The 18636-nt window shown below is 71.3% G+C and carries 14 protein-coding genes; 8 read left to right on the top strand and 6 right to left on the bottom strand.

The window, feature by feature from the left end; all coding sequences use genetic code 11:
• Window positions 1–126: 126 nt before the first annotated feature.
• Window positions 127–1563, bottom strand: coding sequence for a DUF1552 domain-containing protein (locus WMF36_RS01585; RefSeq protein ID WP_437577792.1), 1437 nt, complete (start codon window positions 1561–1563; stop codon window positions 127–129).
• 2 nt (window positions 1564–1565) lie between these two features.
• On the bottom strand, window positions 1566–3311 hold the full coding sequence (locus WMF36_RS01580; protein ID WP_437577791.1) for a DUF1592 domain-containing protein: 1746 nt from the start codon (window positions 3309–3311) through the stop codon (window positions 1566–1568).
• 868 nt (window positions 3312–4179) lie between these two features.
• On the opposite strand from WMF36_RS01580, the gene WMF36_RS01575 reads away from it, so the two are divergent.
• The gene (locus WMF36_RS01575; RefSeq protein ID WP_437577790.1) at window positions 4180–5082 is read left to right on the top strand and encodes a fibro-slime domain-containing protein; all 903 of its coding nucleotides are present in this window, start codon (window positions 4180–4182) and stop codon (window positions 5080–5082) included.
• 33 nt (window positions 5083–5115) lie between these two features.
• On the opposite strand, the gene WMF36_RS01570 is transcribed toward WMF36_RS01575, so the two are convergent.
• The 3 genes from WMF36_RS01570 to WMF36_RS01560 all read right to left on the bottom strand — a co-directional run bounded on the left by WMF36_RS01570 (window position 5116) and on the right by WMF36_RS01560 (window position 7220).
• Window positions 5116–5949 (bottom strand): hypothetical protein, encoded by an 834-nt coding sequence (locus WMF36_RS01570; RefSeq protein ID WP_437577789.1) that lies wholly within the window; start codon window positions 5947–5949, stop codon window positions 5116–5118.
• A 1-nt stretch (window position 5950) separates the two neighbouring features.
• Window positions 5951–6415: an ABA4-like family protein gene (locus WMF36_RS01565; protein ID WP_437577788.1), complete on the bottom strand. Its 465-nt coding sequence runs from the start codon at window positions 6413–6415 to the stop codon at window positions 5951–5953.
• A gap of 79 nt (window positions 6416–6494) precedes the next feature.
• Window positions 6495–7220: a TetR/AcrR family transcriptional regulator gene (locus WMF36_RS01560; protein ID WP_437577787.1), complete on the bottom strand. Its 726-nt coding sequence runs from the start codon at window positions 7218–7220 to the stop codon at window positions 6495–6497.
• Window positions 7221–7410: 190 nt separating this feature from the next.
• On the opposite strand from WMF36_RS01560, the gene WMF36_RS01555 reads away from it, so the two are divergent.
• The 7 genes from WMF36_RS01555 (at window position 7411) to WMF36_RS01525 (ending at window position 15133) form a co-directional block, all read left to right on the top strand.
• Window positions 7411–9012: a PAS domain-containing protein gene (locus tag WMF36_RS01555; RefSeq protein ID WP_437577786.1), complete on the top strand. Its 1602-nt coding sequence runs from the start codon at window positions 7411–7413 to the stop codon at window positions 9010–9012.
• Between the two features lie 159 nt (window positions 9013–9171).
• The gene (gene cobM / locus WMF36_RS01550) at window positions 9172–9963 is read left to right on the top strand and encodes a precorrin-4 C(11)-methyltransferase (RefSeq protein WP_437577785.1); all 792 of its coding nucleotides are present in this window, start codon (window positions 9172–9174) and stop codon (window positions 9961–9963) included.
• Window positions 9960–10541 (top strand): cob(I)yrinic acid a,c-diamide adenosyltransferase, encoded by a 582-nt coding sequence (gene cobO, locus WMF36_RS01545; protein ID WP_437577784.1) that lies wholly within the window; start codon window positions 9960–9962, stop codon window positions 10539–10541. Before cobM ends, cobO begins: the two co-directional genes overlap by 4 nt.
• Window positions 10541–12076, top strand: coding sequence for a cobyrinate a,c-diamide synthase (locus WMF36_RS01540; protein WP_437577783.1), 1536 nt, complete (start codon window positions 10541–10543; stop codon window positions 12074–12076). Before cobO ends, WMF36_RS01540 begins: the two co-directional genes overlap by 1 nt.
• Window positions 12073–12657 (top strand): bifunctional adenosylcobinamide kinase/adenosylcobinamide-phosphate guanylyltransferase, encoded by a 585-nt coding sequence (gene cobU, locus WMF36_RS01535; RefSeq protein ID WP_437577782.1) that lies wholly within the window; start codon window positions 12073–12075, stop codon window positions 12655–12657. The genes WMF36_RS01540 and cobU overlap by 4 nt, the downstream gene beginning before the upstream one ends.
• The gene (cbiB, locus tag WMF36_RS01530) at window positions 12654–13592 is read left to right on the top strand and encodes an adenosylcobinamide-phosphate synthase CbiB (RefSeq protein WP_437577781.1); all 939 of its coding nucleotides are present in this window, start codon (window positions 12654–12656) and stop codon (window positions 13590–13592) included. Before cobU ends, cbiB begins: the two co-directional genes overlap by 4 nt.
• Window positions 13589–15133 (top strand): cobyric acid synthase, encoded by a 1545-nt coding sequence (locus tag WMF36_RS01525; protein ID WP_437577780.1) that lies wholly within the window; start codon window positions 13589–13591, stop codon window positions 15131–15133. The genes cbiB and WMF36_RS01525 overlap by 4 nt, the downstream gene beginning before the upstream one ends.
• Window positions 15134–15318: 185 nt before the next feature.
• Here WMF36_RS01525 and WMF36_RS01520 read toward each other — a convergent pair whose 3' ends face one another.
• Window positions 15319–18630, bottom strand: coding sequence for a cadherin-like beta sandwich domain-containing protein (locus tag WMF36_RS01520; RefSeq protein ID WP_437577779.1), 3312 nt, complete (start codon window positions 18628–18630; stop codon window positions 15319–15321).
• Between the last annotated feature and the right edge of the window lie 6 nt (window positions 18631–18636).

The following is an 18636-nucleotide window of genomic DNA, read 5'->3' as shown; positions in this document are numbered from 1 at the left end:
ATTTTTCGGAAAATTCACAGGGAGGCGGGGAGGCGGGGAGGCGGGGAGTAAAATCTCAGAAAAACTCCCCGCCTCCCCGCCTCCCTGTTCAATTTCCCCCTGGTGACGGGCACAGGGCCTGGACGCTCACGCCGGCATGAACAGGCCCTGGGTCGCCGTCGTGTGCAGGTCGGCATCCCCGATGACGAAGTCCGGGAGGCCGAACGCCCCCGCGCACGCCATCCACACGTCGTTTGTCGACCGGAGGCCACGGCCGCCGTTGTCCCATACGCGCCCGCCGAGGAGCCCGGTGTTGGCGCCGCCGAAGAGCAGCCAGGGCACGTTGTCCCAGTTGTGCTTGCGGGTGCCGACCTCGGTCACGTAGGGGATGAGCGTGTTGTCGAGCAGCGTCCCGCCGTTCACGTCCTGGGTGGCCGCGAGCTCCTCCAGGAACCCCACCATCTTGGTGGCGTAGAACTCCTCCACGCGCGTGAGGAACTCGAGCGTATCTCGCGTGTCGGGATCATGGCTCGTCGTGTGGTGGACCTTGAAGATGCGCGAATCCGGCGGCCACAGGTCGCCGAAGCTCACGTGGTTGGTCCCCGGGGCCCACTGGAAGGTCACCACGCGCGTCAGGTCGCACCGGAAGGCCGCCTTGAGCACGGCGAAGTGCAGGGCGCCGATGCGCGCGTGCTTCTCGTCGTCGCGCTCGTTCACGACGTGCGACGAGCTGTAAGGGTCGATGTACTCGCTCACATTGACGATCTCGGGCGGCTGCTCTATTCCGCAGAACGCGGCGTTGCGCGGGTCGGCATCGAACTCCTTTTCCACCTCGCGGATCGCCTCGAGGTGCCCGTCCAGCATCTCGCGCTGCGCGCTCGGCGCGAGCTCGTGGAGCCGGCCGATGTCCCTCGTCGCGAAGTCGAGCACGCTCTTCTTCTGCCGGCGCGCCCTGGCGAGCGCCTCGAGGTTGTCGCTCGTCGGCCCCCCGGGCATCATCGTGCCGAACACCCGCTGATAGACGTCGAGCGGCTGGTAGTACGGCGTCATCGGGCTCCGCGGGCCGGAGTACGACATGTGGCGCGTCGACACCTCCGGCGTGTCCGCGCGCTTGTCGCACGAGATCTGGAGCGACGCGATCGGCGCCCCCTGCAGATCGGCCGACTGCTTCACGAGCAGCTGGTCGATGCTCGCCCCCTCGGCCACGGGGTCGTCCCCGCCGTTGCCGGGGTAGAGCTGCTTGGTCCGCTGGCCGGTCGCCATCAGGACGGTCCCGCGCTCATGGCCGCCGCCGACCGAGCCCTCGTAAGGCAGCTTCAGGTCGCGCATCACGATCATCCGGTCACGCACCGGCTCGAACGGGCGCAGGATGCGGGACAGGGTGAAGTTGGTCCCGTTCCCCTGCGGCCACCAGTTCTCGTAGACGGTGCCCACGGGCCGCTGGACGATGAGGAGCCGCTTCGGGCTCGGCGCGCCTTCCGCGGTCCGCTCGAGGCCGCGGAGGATCGCGAACATCCCCGCGGCGGCGCCGATGCCCTGGAGGAAGCGACGGCGGGACGAGACATAGGGCAGGTTGCGGTTCATGGTCACTCCTCCTCGGTGCGCTCGGTGAGCGCGCTCGACGTCGCGATGGCCTTCACGATGGCGGGCAGGGTGCGCGCGCCCTCCGGCAATGCCTTGATCACGCGCTCGACCTGGCAGTCGACCGGCGAGAGCTGCTCGTCGTCGGTGCCGTAGGTGATGAGGTTCCGCGCGAGGCACGCGGCGAGCTCCTGCCTTTGCGCGATCGCGCCGGCGAACTCGACAGCGTTCGCGTAGGTCTCGTGCAGCCCGAGGATCCCCCCGAGCTCGATGCGCGCGTCGATGGGCGCGCCGTCGAGCGTGTCTCGATAACGACCCAGCGGATCGTAGTTCTCGAGCGCCAGGCCGAGCGGGTCGATCCCCCTGTGGCATGCGCCGCAGGTGCGGTTCGCGGCGCGCGCCTCGGCGCGCTCTCGCTCGGTCATGTCGGCGTTGAGCAGGTCCGCGACCTCGTCCGCGAGGTTTTCTGGCGGCGACGCGAGCTTCGGCAGGCAGAGCAGCGCGCCTCGAATGAACAGCCCCCTCGCGACCACGCTCGTGTTGTCCGTGCGGGAGAGCGTCGCGAGGACGCTCGCTTGCGTGAGCAGGCCGGCGCGCTGGTCGGCGGGCAGGGTGACCGGCGCGAACTCATCCGGCGCGCCGGTGTGCTCCACGCCGTACACCTTGGCGAGCGGCTCGTTCGCGAACGTCTCCCGCGACGTGAGCAGCTCGGAGACGTCGGCGCCGCGGCCCCAGAGGGTCGCGTCCACGAACAGCTCGGTCTCGTGGAACATGCTCGCCTGGAGCAAGGGACCGTATTCGGGGAACATCCCCGGGTCTTTCACCGTGCCGAACAGGTTGCTGAGCCCCCACGCCGCGAGCAGCGTGGTGCTCAGGCTGCGCCGCGTCGCCGGCAGCGCGAGCAGCCGCTCGGTCTGCCGCGCCACCTCTGCCGGGTCGCGGAGGGCCCCGGAGTTGGCGGCGGCCATGAGCTCGGGGTCCGGCGGGTTGTCCGTGAGGAAGAACGAGAGCTCGCTGGCGAGCTCGTGCGGCGACAGCTTCACGACGCCGTCGCTCCCCTCCTCGCCGAGCTCCGTCCGGTAGGAGAAGGAGGGCGACGCGAGGATGGCCTCGACGGCGAGCATCACGCCGCGCTCGTAGCTCTCTTCCTTCCCGAGCTCGATCACCTCCCACAGATCCTCGAGCTCGGTCGCCCCGAGCGGCCTCCGGAACGCCTGCGCCGCGAACCGGGTCAGGAAGTCGCGGGCGCACGCGTCATCCCCGTCCGTCGCGCAGCCGGTCACCTGCTCGAAGCGCCCTTCGAGGCTCTCCGCGGCGTAAGCGGCCGCGTCGAGCCGGGTGCGCACCAGCGATGTGCCGACGACGATCCCCTTCTTCATGAAGGGCTTGGTCTTCTCATCGGGCGCCTGATCGGCCCGCACGGCGGCGTCCCCGAGCAGCGCACGCACGGAATTCGAGAACTGCAGATCGGCGAGCAGCACGACGCGGCGCGCCAGCCGCGGCTCGCACTGCGCGTCCTCGCCTGGTTGCCCGTCGCCTGGTTGCCCGTCGCCTGGTTGCCCGTCGCCTGATTGCCCGTCGACGTTGCTCCCGAGGGTGCCCGTGCACGCCGCCGCCACGAGGGCCGAGGCGCACGCCGCGAGCCACGCCGAGCGGCGCCAGGCGCCGGAGCGCTCCCGGGCGGCCTGCCCCTCCCCCGAGGCGGGGGACGCCGTGCGCTGAATCCAATCCCAAACCCGAGGTCGACGCATGCTCAAGCCTCCCAGTCTATCCCGCAGCGCGAGTGTCCGTTGACCCACCCACCGCCCGCCGCTGCCCCGGACGAGGTGCTCCACGTTTCCGGGACGGGCTCCGTATCCGACGAGCCGCAACCCACCTTGCTCAATCCAACGAGAGCAGCGATTTGTGCTGCATATGAACGCACGGCAGCCTCCACGAGGCTGGTTATGTGCGGCTGCGACTCCAGTGAACCGGTGCGCGCGCGGGTCGCAGGTGAAACCTCGGGCCCGGCCCGGGTCGAGCGATCCCCCGCGACCTCACCGTTGCTCGCGCCCGCGACGACCGAGCGAACGAAATCAGCGCAAAAATCCACCCCAATCCCAGGAACGAAGGCCCGGACGCGCACGACGTCCCACCCGTGGCAAAGTGGAAGGAATCTTCGAGAACCGAATGTGAACGTTCACATAACGGGTGTCAACCCAAATGGACCCCCGCGTGTCGCGATGCATGTGGGGGCTGTGCTGCAGGACCTGCGAGGCCGTCCGGTACGAGAACCGGCGAGCTTGTCCGCATCGACCACGAACGCGGCCCGCTCCGCCTCTCCTGACGCGCCGCTCCGGAGCGGACTCGCCAGCCATCCGGGTCCGAGCTTGTCCGTGGACGGGCGGATTGAAGTCGACGCGGCCTCTGTGAACGCTCACAAATACTTGCTCCTTCGACTTGGCCTTGAGTGGGTCATCCTGTGCACCGGCGCCTTCGTCATCGGGACCGATTTCGGCACCGATTCCGCAGCGCTCGCCGGGGCTCCGGCGGGCGTATCGCGGCCGGGCTCGCGCTCGCGTGAGTTTGCCTGAAGGATCGGCGAGGTCGGCGGCATCCATGCGGCAGGAGACGATCTCGATGAAGCTGGCCCAACCCACGACGGCCCGCGCGGGCGCCCCGCGATTCCTGGCCGTCCTTCTCTCGACGGGCACGGCGCTCGCGGGGTGCACCCCCGAGATCGCCATCATCGGTCGCGACATCGGCGCCACGACGACATCGCCGTTGCCCGCCTCGTCCTCGTCCACTTCCAGCGCCGGCGGCGATGACCCCGGCATCCTCGATCCCGGCGCCGGCGGCGGCTTCCCCCAGGGCGCCGCCGGCGCCGGCGGGGACGAGGGTTGCAAGCCGCAGCTCGTGGGGGTGGTGCGCGACTTCAAGGCCTTTGACTCCGAGGGCGGGCACCCCGACTTCGAGTACTTCGCGGGCGATGTCATGAGAGGCCTGGTCGAGCCCGATCTCGGCCCCGACGACAAGCCGGTCTATGCCCATGAGGGCGGCACGGATCACACGACCGGTCCCGAGGCGTTTTATCAGTGGTATCACGACGACCCCACGGTCAACGTACCGATTCCGTACGTCGTCCCTCTCAAGGCGAGCGAGCGCGGCCTCGGGCACTTCGTGGGAGAGCAGTTCTTCCCCATCGACGATCAGGGGTGGGGCAACGAGGGGCGGGAGCACAACTACGGCTTCACGTACGAGCTCCACATGACGTTCGAGTACCGGCCCGGCGACGTCTTCTGGTTCGCCGGTGACGACGATCTCTGGGTGTTCATCAACAGGCGCCTCGCGATCGATATGGGCGGGCTCCACTCCGCGACCCTGGCCGCCGTCGATCTCGACGCGAGCGCCGAGGAGCTCGGCATCGAGGTCGGCAAGGAGTATCCGCTCGACTTCTTCCACGCGGAGCGCCGCGGCTTCGGGTCGATGTTCTCGATATCGACGTCGCTCACGTTCACGAACTGCGACCCGATCCTGAGGTAGCGCCGAGAGCGCGCTGCGCGCGAGCTCGGCGCGCTACATTCGGATCAGCGGCTGCCCTGCGAGCGCCGCAAGGAAGAGCCCTAGCGCGACGGCGCCGTAGCCGACGCCGAACGCGACCACCCATCGCACGGCCCGCTGCGTGCGCGACGCCGACCCCGACGCCCACGACGACAGCCAGTACCCGAACAGCGGGGCGGCTTGCAGCGCGTGCATCCCGAAGAAGTGCGCTGTGCGCAGGTCGCCGCCTCGCGTGCTCCAGTTGACGATGGGCAGCCCGGGCCCGCCGTCCGCGACGCCGACGCTGTGCGCGTCGAGCGTCGACATGAAGCCGCCTTCCGCGCAAGCCAGCAGGAACAGGAGGAAACCCAGACGGATGCCCCAGAGATAGGGAGCCGGCAGCGGGGGTCGCGTCGTCCAGAACCTGTACGCGAGGTACGCCGCGAGCGCCGTGTTCACCAGGATGGCGATGCCCATGAGCGCGAATACCGCCACGTCGAACGGCGTCGTTTGATTGAAGTGCGACGCCACCCCCCGCGCCGCCTGCATGGCGATCGCGATCATCTCGAAGCTCACCATCGCCACCGTGCCCCAGACGACCGCCCTCCGGCCTCTCGGCGGGAGCGTGACATCGCCGATGAGCCAGTTGATCGTCAGGAGGTAGATGGCGATCGAGGCGGCGAATTTCGCCGGCTTGATCCACGGGTTCACCCCCAGCACGAGGCGCGCGTCGAGCGGGGCGACGCCGAGCAGCAAGACGAGCAGCGCGACGTGGACGACGGCCGCCGTGAACAAGACAGGGCTTCGCCTGAGGAGCTCCTCGATCGAGCGAGGGAGCTGGAGGGGGGTGCTCGCCGAGCGCGCGCGCACCTCAGACCTCCTCGACCCGGCGCCTGGCCGGTGGGTCGCCGAGCGCGCGCGCCGATCGAGCGGCCATGGCGCGGACAGCGAGGTAGAGCAAGAACCCCATCGGACCGAGCATGAGCGTCAGATAGAGCACCGGGGCCATGAGCCAGGGCGAGATCTCACGATCGCGGCTGTCGAGGTACACCCACCGGCCCACGAAGAGATCAAAGGCGAGGAAGTGAACCCAACCGATCGTGGCGCCGGCGGGCGAGCCGAGCAGCGAGGCCACCGCCGGGAGGCTCGGGCGGTTGACGATCGGCAGCACCTCGCGGATGGCCGGGAAGACGAGCGCCGTATAGAGCAGCGCGGGCGCGACGATCACGAGCGGCGACTCCATGATCCGCCGCGTCCAGCGATAGCGGGGCAGGAAGATCATCAAGCCCCAGAACGGCAGCACGAGGAAGTTACTCAGTCCAAAAATTCCATCCATCACACCCTCCATCCATGGCCACATATAACGATGAAACTAATAGTAACAGTGTTAACTTCACGAGAAAAAAAGAGCGCGATCAGGGGCGCAAGCCTTGAACCATCATCTTCATGGCGATCTCCAGGGTCCGGTCGACGTCATCGGCCGTGAAGCGGCCGCGGTCGGCCAGGCCGAGGGAGGTGATTCCGTGGACCAGGGCCCAGACAACCTGGCTGTGGAGCTCCACATCGCCGCGCTGCACCACGCCGGCATCCATCGCGGACGCGACCGCTCTCCGCAGCACATCGAAGGAACCGATCATCGGCTGCTGCCGCTCCTTCCGCTGGTCGAAGACGAAGTCGAACCGCTGCATGAACATCAGCCGATAGTGCACCGGGTTCTGCATGCCGAAACGAACGTACGCGGCGCCGAGCGCCTCGATCCGCCCGATCGGGTCCGCTGTGCTCTCGGCGGCCGCGACGAGCGCCCGCTGGAACTCGGTGAACCCCTCGTGGACGATGGCGAACAGGAGATCATCCTTGTCCTCGTAATAGCGATAGATCGTCGTCGCCGAGTAGCCGATGCGCTCGGCCACCTGGCGCATCGAGAACGCCTCGTATCCCTGCTCCAGAAACAGCTCGCCCGCCGCCGCCAGGATCGCGCCCCGCAGGCTCTCTTTCTGCTGCTCGCGGCGCTGCAAGCTCGACGCTTGCAGGCGCTCCGCCTGGCTCGTGCCGCTGGTCTTCGTGGTCTTCAGGCGCGTGCTCGCCATGTCCCTGTCGTCGGGCCGCTGGGCGGCGCCGTCGCTCCCGTCGTCGTCGCTCATAACAGTGTTACTTTGTATAACAGCGATCCGTGCACCGTCAAGGATCTTCTCACGGGCGCGTTGCGGCGGCCGCTCCGCTCGAAGGGCTCGCGCCCGTGCCGAGCTTGGCCAGCAGCTTCGCTGCCTGTGGATGCGCCAGGAGGTCACCGAGGCCGACACCCTGCGAAGATCTTGATCTACGCTCCTCCCGATGCCTAGCGACGCTCCTGTCGATCTCTACTCGCTCGCCTTCACCTGCAGCGTCGACCCGCTGCTCTTGCTCGATGAAAGCGGTCGGATCCTGGCGCTGAACCCGGCCGCCGAGCGCCTCTGCTCCACGCCCGGGGCGACGGCGCGCGGCGAGCCGATCGACGGGGCCCTGCGGCCCGATCCGCCCCTCGGCGCGCTGCTCGAGCAGGTGCTCCGCGATCGCGCCCCGCGCGCCCTGCCGCCCGACCTCGCGCTCCACCTCGCGAACGAGCGCGTCGTCCTCGCCGAGGGGAGCCTCAGCCCGCTCGTCGACCCCGCGGGCGCGTGCGCCGCCGTGCTCCTCGCGCTGCGCGATGTGACCGAGCAACGTCGGGCCGAGCAGGCGGCGCGGGATCAAGGAGCGCGCCTGCACGCGGCCGTCGAGGCGCTCGACGTCGGCTTCGTCATCTACGACGCCAAGGAGCGGCTCTGCTTCTTCAACACGACGTACAGATCGCTCTACCCCGAATGTGCCGCCGCCATCCAGGTAGGCAATACGTTCGAAGACGTCGTCCGCGAGGGCTGCCGGAACGGGATCCACCTCCACAGCGGCCTCAGCGAAGACGAGTGGGTCGCCGGTCGCCTCGCGGACCATCGCCGCTCCGGGGACATCTACATGCGGCGGTTCGGGGACCGCTGGCTCACCCTCAAGAGCAGCCGCCTCGCCGACGGGAGCGTCGTCGGCCTGCGGATCGATACCACCGAGCTCAAGGAGGCAGAGCTCGCCCTCGATCGCGAGCGGCAGTTCATCCGCCTCGTGCTCGACACCATCCCGATCATCGTCACGGTCAAGGATCGGGACGGCAAGATGAAGCTCGTCAGCAAGGGCTACGCCGAGCTGTACAACACCACGCCGGAGGGGGCGGTGGGCAAGACCGTCGCCGATCTGCCGCCCTCTCACGCCGAGCTCTCGGTCATCAGCGAGATGGACCAGGAGGTGCTCGCGCGCATGCAGCCGGTCTCGCGGGTTCAACCCGTCTCGCGCCCGAACGGCAAGGTGCGGTGGATGTCCATCATCAAGGTGCCCCTCGTCGAGCAGGACGGCACGGCGCACATCCTCGCCATCGGCACGGACATCACGGCGCAGCGGGAGCACGAGGAGCACATGGCGGCCACCATCGCCGAGCTCGAGCTGCAGAAGGAGGCCATCGCCGATCAGCTCGCGGTCATCCAGCGCCAGCAGGCGCTCATCCGCGCCCTGTCCACGCCCATCCTCCAGGTCGCCAAGGGCGTGCTCGCCGTGCCCGTCATCGGCGCGCTCGACGAGGCGCGCGCGGCCGACGTCACCGGCAAGCTCCTCGACGAGGTCGTGCGCACAGGCGCTCGCTTCGCCATCATCGACGTCACCGGCCTCGAGAGCGTCGACGCCGCGACGGCCGAGCACCTCGTCCGCATCGTCCGCGCGATCCGCCTGCTCGGCGCGAGCGGCGTCCTCACCGGCATCGGGCCCGCCGTCGCCCAATCCATGTGCGGCCTCGGGGTCGACCTCTCCGGCGTCACGACGCACGGCAACCTCCGCGCCGGGATCGAGGTCAGCCTCCGCGGCCTGCCCGAGCGGCGCTGAGCGCGGACGGCGCTCCCCCTCCTCCGCGAGGGCGACGAGGAAAGAAGCGTGGACTGGACGAAGCATGGAGGCCTGGCGTTCGCTTCGCGACCGCTCTAGCTTCGCGCGCCAGCGCTCCCCGGCAGGATGGCCGGCGCACGAAACGAGGAGAGAACCCCCATGCGCGTCTACATCATCGGCGCGGGCCCGGGCGACCCCGGGCTCATCACGGTCCGCGGCGCCGAGCTCGTCGCCCGCTGCCCTGTCGTCATGTACACGGGCTCCCTCGTCCCGCGGGAGGTCGTGGCCACCGCGCGGCCGGACGCCCGGGTCATCGACTCCTCCGGCATGACCCTCGACCAGATCGTGGCGGTCTTCGTCGAGGCGAGGGAGGCAGGGCACGACGTGGCGCGCGTGCACACCGGCGATCCGGTCCTGTTCGGGTCGACCGCCGAGCAGATGCGCCGGATGGACGAGCTCGGGATCCCCTACGATATCATCCCCGGCGTCTCGTCGTTCACGGCGGCGGCGGCGGCGCTCGGGCGCGAGCTCACGCTCCCGGAGCTCTCGCAGACCGTGATCCTGACGCGCGCCGAGGGGCGCACGCCGGTGCCGCCGGCCGAGCGGCTCGAGGAGCTCGCGCGCCACAAGGCGACGCTCTGCCTGTTCCTGAGCATCACCCTGCTCAAGGACGTGACCGCGGCGCTCATCCCGTCCTACGGCGCCGATTGCCCGGTCGCGGTGGTGCACAAGGCGAGCTGCCCCGATCAGAAGATCGTGACTGGCACGCTCGCCGACATCCGGGAGAAGGTGCGGGCCGAGGGGATCAAGAGCCAGTCGATGATCCTGGTCGGCCGGGTGCTCACGTCCACGGATTTCGCCGACTCGCGGCTCTATGATCCGGAGTTCAGCCACAGGTTCCGCAAGGCCGAGAAGCCGCGCACTCCGCGCCCGGCGGAGGAGGGCTCGTGAGCGCGGAGCAAGGCGCCGGGGCGCCGGCGGCAGAGGGAGGCGCCGGGGCGCCGGCGGCGGGTCGGAGAGGGCTCGTCATCGTCTATACCGGCCACGGCAAAGGCAAGACGACGGCCGCGCTCGGGATGGTGTTCCGCGCGCTCGGCCGGGGCATGCGCGTCGCCGTCGTGCAGTTCATCAAGGGGAAGTGGAAGACGGGAGAGCGCCTGTTCGCCGAGACGCTCCCCGGCCTCACCTTCCTCGTGATGGGGCGCGGCTTCACCTGGGAGAGCGACGACCTCTCGCGCGACAAGGCGGCTGCGCGCGCCGCGTTCCAGGAGGCCGCGGCGCTCATCGCGGGCGGCGAGCAGGACATCGTCGTGCTCGACGAGATCACGTATGCGCTGCACTACGGCTTCATCGCGGAGGACGAGCTCCTCGCGGCGCTGCGCGGGAGGCCCGCGCACGTGCACGTGGTGATCACCGGCAGGAACGCCCCCGACGCGCTCGTGGCGCTCGCCGATCTGGTGACGGAGATGAGGTCGGTGAAGCACCCGTTCGAGCAGGGGGCGAAGGCCCAGATCGGAGTCGATTTCTGATGAGCCTGGCCATCCCCCGGCTCGTCGTGGCCGGCACGGCGAGCGGCGTCGGGAAGACGACCACCACGGTCGCGATCGCGCGCGCGCTCCGCGCCCGCGGCCTGCGGGTCGCCCTGTTCAAGTGCGGCCCCGACTACCTGGATCCGACGTACCACGCGCGCGCCGTCGCCCGGACGTCGCACAACCTCGACGGCTGGATGATGGGCCGGGAGGCGGTCCTGTCGACGTTCGCGGCGGAGGCCGCGGGCGCCGATGTGGCGCTGATCGAGGGGGTGATGGGGCTGTTCGACGGGGCGAGCCCGACCGGGGAAGAGGGCTCGACGGCCGAGATCGCGAAGTGGCTCGAGGCGCCGGTCGCGCTCGTTGTCGACGCGTCCGGGATGGCCCGCAGCGTCGCGGCGCTGGTGCAGGGCTTCGCGGGCTTCGATCCGGGGCTCCGCGTCGCCGCGGTCGTGTGCAACCGGGTCGGCAGCCGGGGGCACCTCGACATTCTTCGACAGGCGCAGCGCTCGCCGCCCGTGCTCGGCGGCCTGCCGCGGGACGAGGCGCAGAGCTTCCCCGAGCGCCACCTCGGCCTGCGCACGGCCGACGAGGCCGCGCTCCCGGAGGAGCGCTTCGACCACTGGGGCGCGCAGGCCGAGGCGTGGATCGGGCTCGACGCGCTGCTCGAGATCGCGCGCGGGGCGCCGCCCTTGCCGCAGACGGCGGAGGCGGCCCCGCCGGCGGCGGCGGCTGCGCCCAGGATAGCAGCGGGCGGAGCCGCGACAGGAGCGAGCGGCGGGGCGCAACCGCGCCGGGTGCGCCTCGGCGTGGCGTTCGACGAGGCCTTCCACTTCTACTACGCGGACAACCTGCGCCGCCTCGAGGCCGCGGGGGCCGAGCTCGTGCGGTTCTCACCGATCCGCGACGCGCGCTTGCCCGACGTCGACGCGCTCTACCTGGGCGGCGGCTACCCCGAGGCGCACGCGGAGCGCCTGACCGAGAACGCCGCCCTGCGCGCCGAGATCCGCGCGTTCGCCGGCGGCGGGGGCCCGATCTACGCCGAGTGCGGCGGGCTCATGTACCTGACCGAGGCGATCCGCACGCTGGACGGGCGCGCGCACCCCATGGTCGGGCTCGTGCCGGCGGAGGCCGTGATGTGCGAGAAGCTGCAGGCGCTCGGCTACGTCGAGGTGGAGACGCAGGCGCGCACGATCCTCGGCGGAGCGGGGCTCCGCTTCCGCGGGCACCAGTTCCGCTACTCCGAGCTCCGCCCCACGCAGCCCACGCAGGCGCCGGCATCGCCCGAACCGCCGCCCGCGCCCGCCGCGCCGCCCGCGCCCGCCGCGCCCGCCGCGCCCGCCGCGCAGGCGCCCTTGCCGATCGAGCACGCCTACTCCGTGCGGCGCCGGCGCGGCGGCCAGGTCACGCGCGAGGGGTACTTGGCGCAGCGCGTCCTCGCCTCCTACGTCCACGCGCACTGGGCCTCGAACCCGCTCGTCCCCGAGGGGCTCGTGGCGAGCGCCGCCGCGCACCGGAAGGAGCAGGGGCGATGAGCGGCGCGCGCGCGGCGCCGCGGCGGATCGCCCTCGTCGGCGGCGGCGTGCGCTCCGGCAAGAGCGCGTTCGCGCTGTCCCTCGCGCGCTCGCTCGGGGCGCGCCGCGCCTTCATCGCGACCGCCGAGCCGTTCGACGACGAGATGCGGGCGCGCATCGCCGCCCACGCCCGCGAGCGGGGCGACGAGTTCACCACCCTCGAGGAGCCGGTCGGGCTCCCCGAGCGCATCGCCTCGCTCACCGGCGTCGACGTGGTCGTTGTCGACTGCCTCACCCTCTGGCTGTCGAACCTGCTGCTCCGCGACGAGACCGAGGGCCGCGAGCTCGATCGCATCGAGGCGCGCATCGAGGATCTCGCCGCCGCCGTCGAGTCGGCGGCGCCCCACGTCGTCCTCGTGTCGAACGAGGTGGGCATGGGCATCGTCCCCGAGAGCCGGCTCGGCCGCGCCTTCCGCGATCTCGCCGGACGCGCGCACCAGCGGCTCAACCGGTCGGCCAGCGAGCTCTACGTGGCCGTGATGGGCGCCATCCTGCGCCTGCGCCCCGGCCCGGTCGCCGTCATGGGCGAGGACGGGCGATGACCGCCGCCGCCGCGGTGCTCGTGGCGGTCGCGCTCGACCTCGCCTGCGGCGAGCCCCCGGCCGCCGTCCACCCGGTCGTGTGGATGGGCTCCGCGATCCAGGCGCTGAAGCGCCGCGCGCCGCGGTCCGGCCGCGTGGCCGAGCTCCTCTTCGGCGCGCTCATGGCCCTCGCCGTCCCGTGCCTGTTCGCGGCCCTGGGCGCCGGGCTCGCCGCGCTGATCGCCCCGCACCCGGTCGTCTGCGTCGCTTTGTCAGGTCTCCTTCTGAAGCCGACCTTCGCCCTGCGCGCGCTCCGCGACGCGGCCTTCGGCGTGCGCGACGCGCTCGCGGCCGGCGACGTCCCCGCGGCCCGCGGCGCCCTGCGGAGCCTCTGCAGCCGCGACCCGTCGGAGCTCGACGAGCCCGCGCTGGTCGCCGCGTCGATCGAGTCGGTCGCCGAGAACGCGTCGGACAGCTTCGTCGCGCCGCTCTTCTATTTCGCCCTCTTCGGGCTGCCGGGCGCGCTCTTCTACCGCGCGGTGAACACCCTCGACGCGATGATCGGCTACCACGGGCGCTACGAGTACCTCGGCAAGGCGTCGGCGCGGCTCGACGACGCGCTGAACTTCGTGCCCGCGCGCCTCACCGCGCTCCTGCTCCTCGCCGCCGGCTGGCTCCGCGGCGCCGACGCGCGCCGCGGCCTCGCCGTGCTCCTCCGCGACGGCGGCCGCACCGAGAGCCCGAACGCCGGCCGGCCGATGGCGGCGATGGCGGGGCTGCTCCGGGTCGAGCTCGAGAAGCGCGGCCATTACCGCCTCGGCGACGCGGTGGAGCCGCTCCGGAGGGAGCTCATCGACGAGGCCTGCCGCATCGTCGGGCTCGCGGCGCTGCTCTTCGCCGGGCTCGCGGCGACCGCGCTCGCGGCGACATCCTTCGGACAGGAGCTTTGGCGATGACAGCGCTCACGGTGATGGTGCAGGGCACCGCGTCCTCGGTCGGCAAGAGCCTCCTCTGCACGGCGCTCTGCCGGATGTTCCAGCGGCGGGGGCTCAGGGTCGCGCCGTTCAAGTCGCAGAACATGGCGCTGAACTCGTTCGCGACCCTGGACGGCGGCGAGATCGGCCGGGCGCAGGCGGTGCAGGCCGAGGCGGCGCGCGTGGCGCCGACGGTCGACATGAACCCGGTCCTGCTCAAGCCGGAGGGGGACTCGCGCTCGCAGGTGGTCGTCCTCGGCAAGCCGATCGGGAGCCTGCACGCGCGCGACTACTTCGCTTATCGCGGGGAGCTCAAGGACATCATCGCCCGCTCGCTGGGGCGGCTCCGGGAGGCGCACGACGTCGTGGTGATCGAGGGGGCGGGCAGCCCCGCGGAGATCAACCTGAAGGACCGCGACATCGTGAACATGCATGTCGCGCGCGTCGCCGACGCGCCGGTGCTCCTCGCCGGCGACATCGATCGCGGCGGGGTGTTCGCGGCGCTCGTGGGGACGATGGCGCTGCTCGAGCCCGACGAGCGCGCGCGGGTGGCGGCGTTCGTGATCAACAAGTTCCGCGGCGACATCACGCTGCTCGAGCCGGGGCTCGAGATGCTCACCGCGCGGACGGGCGTCCCGGTGCTCGGCGTGGTGCCTTATCTGAAGCACCTGCGGATCGCGGACGAGGACTCGGTGTCGCTGGAGGGCCGGCGGCGGCGAGGGGCGGCGGGCCCGGGGCAGATCGACATCGCGGTGGTCGGGCTGCCGCGGATATCGAATTACGACGACGTGGAGCCGCTGGAGCACGAGCGGGACGTGGTTGTGCGGTTCATCGAGCGGCCGGACGAGATCGGCGGGGCGGATCTCGTGGTGCTCCCCGGGACGAAGAGCACGATGGCCGACCTCGCGTGGCTGCGCGCGAGCGGCCTCGCGGAGGCGGTCGCGGCGCGCGCCCGGCAAGGCGGGTGGACGCTCGGGATCTGCGGCGGCTGCCAGATGCTCGGCGGGGCGATCGAGGATCCGGAAGGCGTCGAGTCGGCCGAGCCGGCGGCGCGGGGCCTGGGGCTGCTCGACGTGGGGACGCGGTTCGAGCGGACCAAGACGACGGCGCAGGTGCGGGCGCGGCTCGCGGGCGATTCGTTCCTGGGCGCGGGGGACGCGGCGAGCGCGGGAGAGGGAGAGCTGACCGGCTACGAGATCCACATGGGCCGGGTGGAGCGGGTGGGCGGCGCGCGCGCGGCGTTCGCGATCGGATCGAGGAGCGGCAGGGCCGAGGCGGCGCTCGATGGGGCCGTATCCGCGGACGGCGCGGTGGTGGGCACGATGATCCACGGGCTCTTCGAGAACGACGGGCTCAGGCGGTCGCTCCTCGCGGCGCTGCGCGAGCGGCGGGGGCTCCCCGCGCCCGCGGGGGCGACGGCGATCCCGAGCCGTCACGAGGAGTACGACCGGCTCGCCACGGCGGTCGAGGCGAGCCTGGATCGGGCGCTGCTCGATCGGATCGTGGGGCTCGACCGGCGCTGAGCGGCGCGGCTCTCCGCTCACGCGGGGATACCGATTGACTGAGATCGTCGGTCCTTGGAGACGAGAATTCAACGCAAAGGCGCAAAGGCGCAAAGGCGCAAAAAGGGGGGGGGGAACGGGCATTCACTCTTGAAGGTCGTTGACCACGCGGTGAATGCCCTGTCTCGTCAAACGCTCGCCGTCGGCTACCAGCTGGCGCTGTAGCAAGCGCCGCTGTCGGTCGCCGCTTCGTTCGCCCCGTCGCCGTCGACGCCCGTGGCGCTGCTGTCCTCCCCGGCCGCGGCGACGACGAGCGTCGTGCCGTGCAGGTCGAGGCGCGCCCCGAAGGCGTCCGACGCCCCGGTGTTCGCTGCCTTGATGTACGCGTCCTGCGCCCAGGCGCCGCCGGAGCGCTCGAACAGGTACGCGGCCCCGCCCCCGGACGCGCCGTTGTCCGACTCGAGCCAGCCCCAATCCGTGGAGCTGCTGTCCTCGCCGGGCGCGCCCGCGATGAGGAAATCGTTGTCGATCGAGACTGCAGACCCGAACGCGTCGCCGCTCTCCGCGTTGGACGCCTTGAGATAGGCCTGCTGGGACCAGCTCGTCCCGCTGCGCGTGAACACATAGACGGCGCCGCTCCCGGGGGCGCTGTCGTCCGCCTGCGCGCCGTTCACGCCCGTCGCGGCGCTCGCCTCGCCGGTCGCGCCCACAGCGAGAGAATGCGCGGAGATCGCGACGCTGGCGCCGAACGCGTCGCCCGCGCCGGTGTTCGACGCCTTCACGTACGCCTGCTGGGTCCACGCCGTACCGCTGCGCGTGAACACGTAGACGGCGCCGCTCCCGGAAGCAGCGTTGTCCGTCTGCGCGCCGTTCACGCCCGTCGCGGCGCTCGCCTCGCCGGCCGCGCCCACCGCGAGCGTGTCCCCGGAGAGGGCGACGCTGGCGCCGAACGCGTCGCCCAGGCCGGTGTTCGACGCCTTCAGGTACGCCTGCTGGGTCCACGTCGTCCCGCTGCGCGTGAACACGTAGGCAGCTCCGGCCTGCGACGCCCCGTTGTTCGTCTGCCCGCCGTTCACGCCGGTGGCAGTGCTGTCCTCGGTAGGCGCGCCCACGACGAGGGTGTCTCCCTCGAGCGTCACCGCATAACCGAACTGATCCTGAGCCTCCGCGTTGGATGCCTTGATATAGGCCTCCTGGGCCCACGCCGCCCCGCTACGCCTGAAAATGTACACCGCCCCGGCGTTCGGCGCCCCGTTGTTCGCCTGGTTGCCGTCCACGCCGCGGGCGTTGCTGTCCTCGCCCTGCGCGGAGACCGCCAGGGTGTCCCCGGACAGGGAGAGGCTGTAACCGAAGTTGTCGTTCACGTCGGCGGTGGTCGGCTTCAGATACGCCTGCTGGACCCAGGAACCGCCGTCGCGCACGAACACGTACACTGCGCCGCTGGTCTTCGAGTTGTCGGTCGGGTCTCCATCGACCCCTGTCGCGGCGCTCGCCTCCCCGAGCGCGGACACGGCAAGCGTGTTCCCGTCGAGCGTGACCGCGAAGCCGAACTGGTCTTCCGCGTCCGTGTTGGAGGCCTTGAGGTACGCCGAGACGACCCCGCCGCGAAGGACGACCACGCCATAGGTCGTCACGTCCCCGCTCGGCGCGGTCACCTCGATGGTGATCGCGGTGCTCCCGCCCTGGATCAGCGCGATGGGCGACGAGGCGCTCCCGGAGGCGACGGGGGTCCCGTTGACCTCGATCGCGGCGCCCGCGGCCGACGCCGACGGCGTCACCGTGATCGAGGCGATGCGATCCTCGACGGACACGACATAGACCGCTGACGCCGGATCGAAGGCCGGGCTCAGGGCCCCGCTGGAGACCGAGAGGCCGGAGAGGCTCGAGTCCGTGCTCGCGCACGCCCCAGCGACGCACGCCTCGCTCGCGCTGCACGTGGCGCCTGCGCTGGCCCCCGCGCAGTCGCCGGTCGCGCCACAGTAGGTCTCGTCGGTCGACGGGTCGACGCAGGCCCCGCCACACGCCACGAGGGGCGGCGCGCAGGAGGCCTCGCATGCGCCGCCGCTGCAGATCTCGCCCGCGCCGCAGACCGCGCCGGCGTCGCTCCCGCTGCAATCGCCGCCCGCGCCGCAATGAGCGCGGTCGGTGTCCGGGTCGATGCACGTCCCGTCGCACGCAACGAGCCCGCTCTGGCACGACAGCTCGCACCGCCCCGCGCCGTTGCAGATCTCCCCGGACGCGCACGCGATCCCGGCGTCGCTCCCGCTGCAATCGCTGCTCGCGCCGCAATGGTCGCGGTCCGTGTCCGGGTCGATGCACGTGCCGCCGCACGCGACAAGCCCGCTCTGACACGACAGCTCGCACCGCCCCGCGCCGTTGCATATCTCCCCGGACGCGCACGCGATCCCGGCGTCGCTCCCGATGCAATCGCTGCTCGCGCCGCAATGGTCGCGGTCCGTGTCCGGGTCGATGCACGTGCCGCCACACGCGACAAGCCCGCTCTGACACGACAGCTCGCACCGCCCCGCGCCGTTGCAGATCTCCCCGGACGCGCACGCGATCCCGGCGTCGCTCCCGCGGCAATCGCTGCTCGCGCCGCAATGGTCGCGGTCCGTGTCCGGGTCGATGCACGTGCCGCCGCACGCGACGAGCCCGCTCTGGCACGACAGCTCGCACCGCCCCGCGCCGTTGCAGATCTCCCCGGACGCGCACGTCACGCCCGCGTCGCTCCCGCGGCAATCGCTGCTCGCGCCGCAATGGTCGCGGTCGGTGTCCGGGTCGATGCACGTCCCGTCGCACGCGACCAGCCCGCTCTGGCACGACAGCTCGCACCGCCCTGCGCCGTTGCAGATCTCCCCGGACGCGCACACGATCCCGGCATCGCTCCCACGGCAATCGCTGCTCGCGCCGCAATGATCGCGGTCGGTGTCCGGGTCGATGCACGTCCCGTCGCACGCGACGAGCCCGCTCTGACACGACAGCTCGCACCGCCCCGCGCCGTTGCAGATCTCCCCGGACGCGCACGTCACGCCCGCGTCGCTCCCGCGGCAATCGCTGCTCGCGCCGCAATGGTCGCGGTCGGTGTCCGGGTCGATGCACGTCCCGTCGCACGCGACAAGCCCGCTCTGGCACGACAGCGCGCACTCCCCGGCGCCGTTGCAGATCTCCCCGGACGCGCACGTCACGCCCGCGTCGCTCCCGCTGCAATCACCGCTCGCGCCGCAATGGTCGCGGTGCGTGTCCGGGTCGATGCACGTCCCGTCGCACGCGACAAGCCCGCTCTGGCACGACAGCGCGCACTCCCCCGCCCCATCACAGAGCTGCCCCTCCGGGCAGGCGACGTCGCACGCCCCGCAGTGCGCCACATCGGTGGCGAGGTCGACACACACATCGCCGCACAAAGACTGCCCTGGCCCGCACAGGGGTGCCCCGCCGCTGGTCGCCCCGGGGGATTCGCTCGTGCAAGCGGCGAGGAAGAAGGCGAGACCGACGAGCAAGAAGATCCGCAGGTGGGGCATGGTCAA

The sequence above is a fragment of the Sorangium sp. So ce887 genome, assembly GCF_051521455.1.
In the GTDB taxonomy this organism is placed as follows: domain Bacteria; phylum Myxococcota_A; class Polyangia; order Polyangiales; family Polyangiaceae; genus Sorangium.
Note: the sequence above shows the minus strand (reverse complement) of the source record. Positions and strands in the feature narration are given on the sequence as shown.

Excerpts from the sequence above, each read along its gene's own strand:
- cobU (WP_437577782.1), top strand. The coding sequence starts at position 12,073 with ATGAGCGGCGCGCGCGCGGCGCCGCGGCGGATCGCCCTCGTCGGCGGC.
- cobM (WP_437577785.1), top strand. The coding sequence starts at position 9,172 with ATGCGCGTCTACATCATCGGCGCGGGCCCGGGCGACCCCGGGCTCATC.
- WMF36_RS01525 (WP_437577780.1), top strand. The coding sequence starts at position 13,589 with ATGACAGCGCTCACGGTGATGGTGCAGGGCACCGCGTCCTCGGTCGGC.
- WMF36_RS01520 (WP_437577779.1), bottom strand. The coding sequence starts at position 18,630 with ATGCCCCACCTGCGGATCTTCTTGCTCGTCGGTCTCGCCTTCTTCCTC.
- WMF36_RS01555 (WP_437577786.1), top strand. The coding sequence starts at position 7,411 with ATGCCTAGCGACGCTCCTGTCGATCTCTACTCGCTCGCCTTCACCTGC.
- WMF36_RS01565 (WP_437577788.1), bottom strand. The coding sequence starts at position 6,415 with ATGGATGGAATTTTTGGACTGAGTAACTTCCTCGTGCTGCCGTTCTGG.
- cbiB (WP_437577781.1), top strand. The coding sequence starts at position 12,654 with ATGACCGCCGCCGCCGCGGTGCTCGTGGCGGTCGCGCTCGACCTCGCC.
- WMF36_RS01575 (WP_437577790.1), top strand. The coding sequence starts at position 4,180 with ATGAAGCTGGCCCAACCCACGACGGCCCGCGCGGGCGCCCCGCGATTC.
- WMF36_RS01560 (WP_437577787.1), bottom strand. The coding sequence starts at position 7,220 with ATGAGCGACGACGACGGGAGCGACGGCGCCGCCCAGCGGCCCGACGAC.
- WMF36_RS01585 (WP_437577792.1), bottom strand. The coding sequence starts at position 1,563 with ATGAACCGCAACCTGCCCTATGTCTCGTCCCGCCGTCGCTTCCTCCAG.
- WMF36_RS01540 (WP_437577783.1), top strand. The coding sequence starts at position 10,541 with ATGAGCCTGGCCATCCCCCGGCTCGTCGTGGCCGGCACGGCGAGCGGC.
- WMF36_RS01580 (WP_437577791.1), bottom strand. The coding sequence starts at position 3,311 with ATGCGTCGACCTCGGGTTTGGGATTGGATTCAGCGCACGGCGTCCCCC.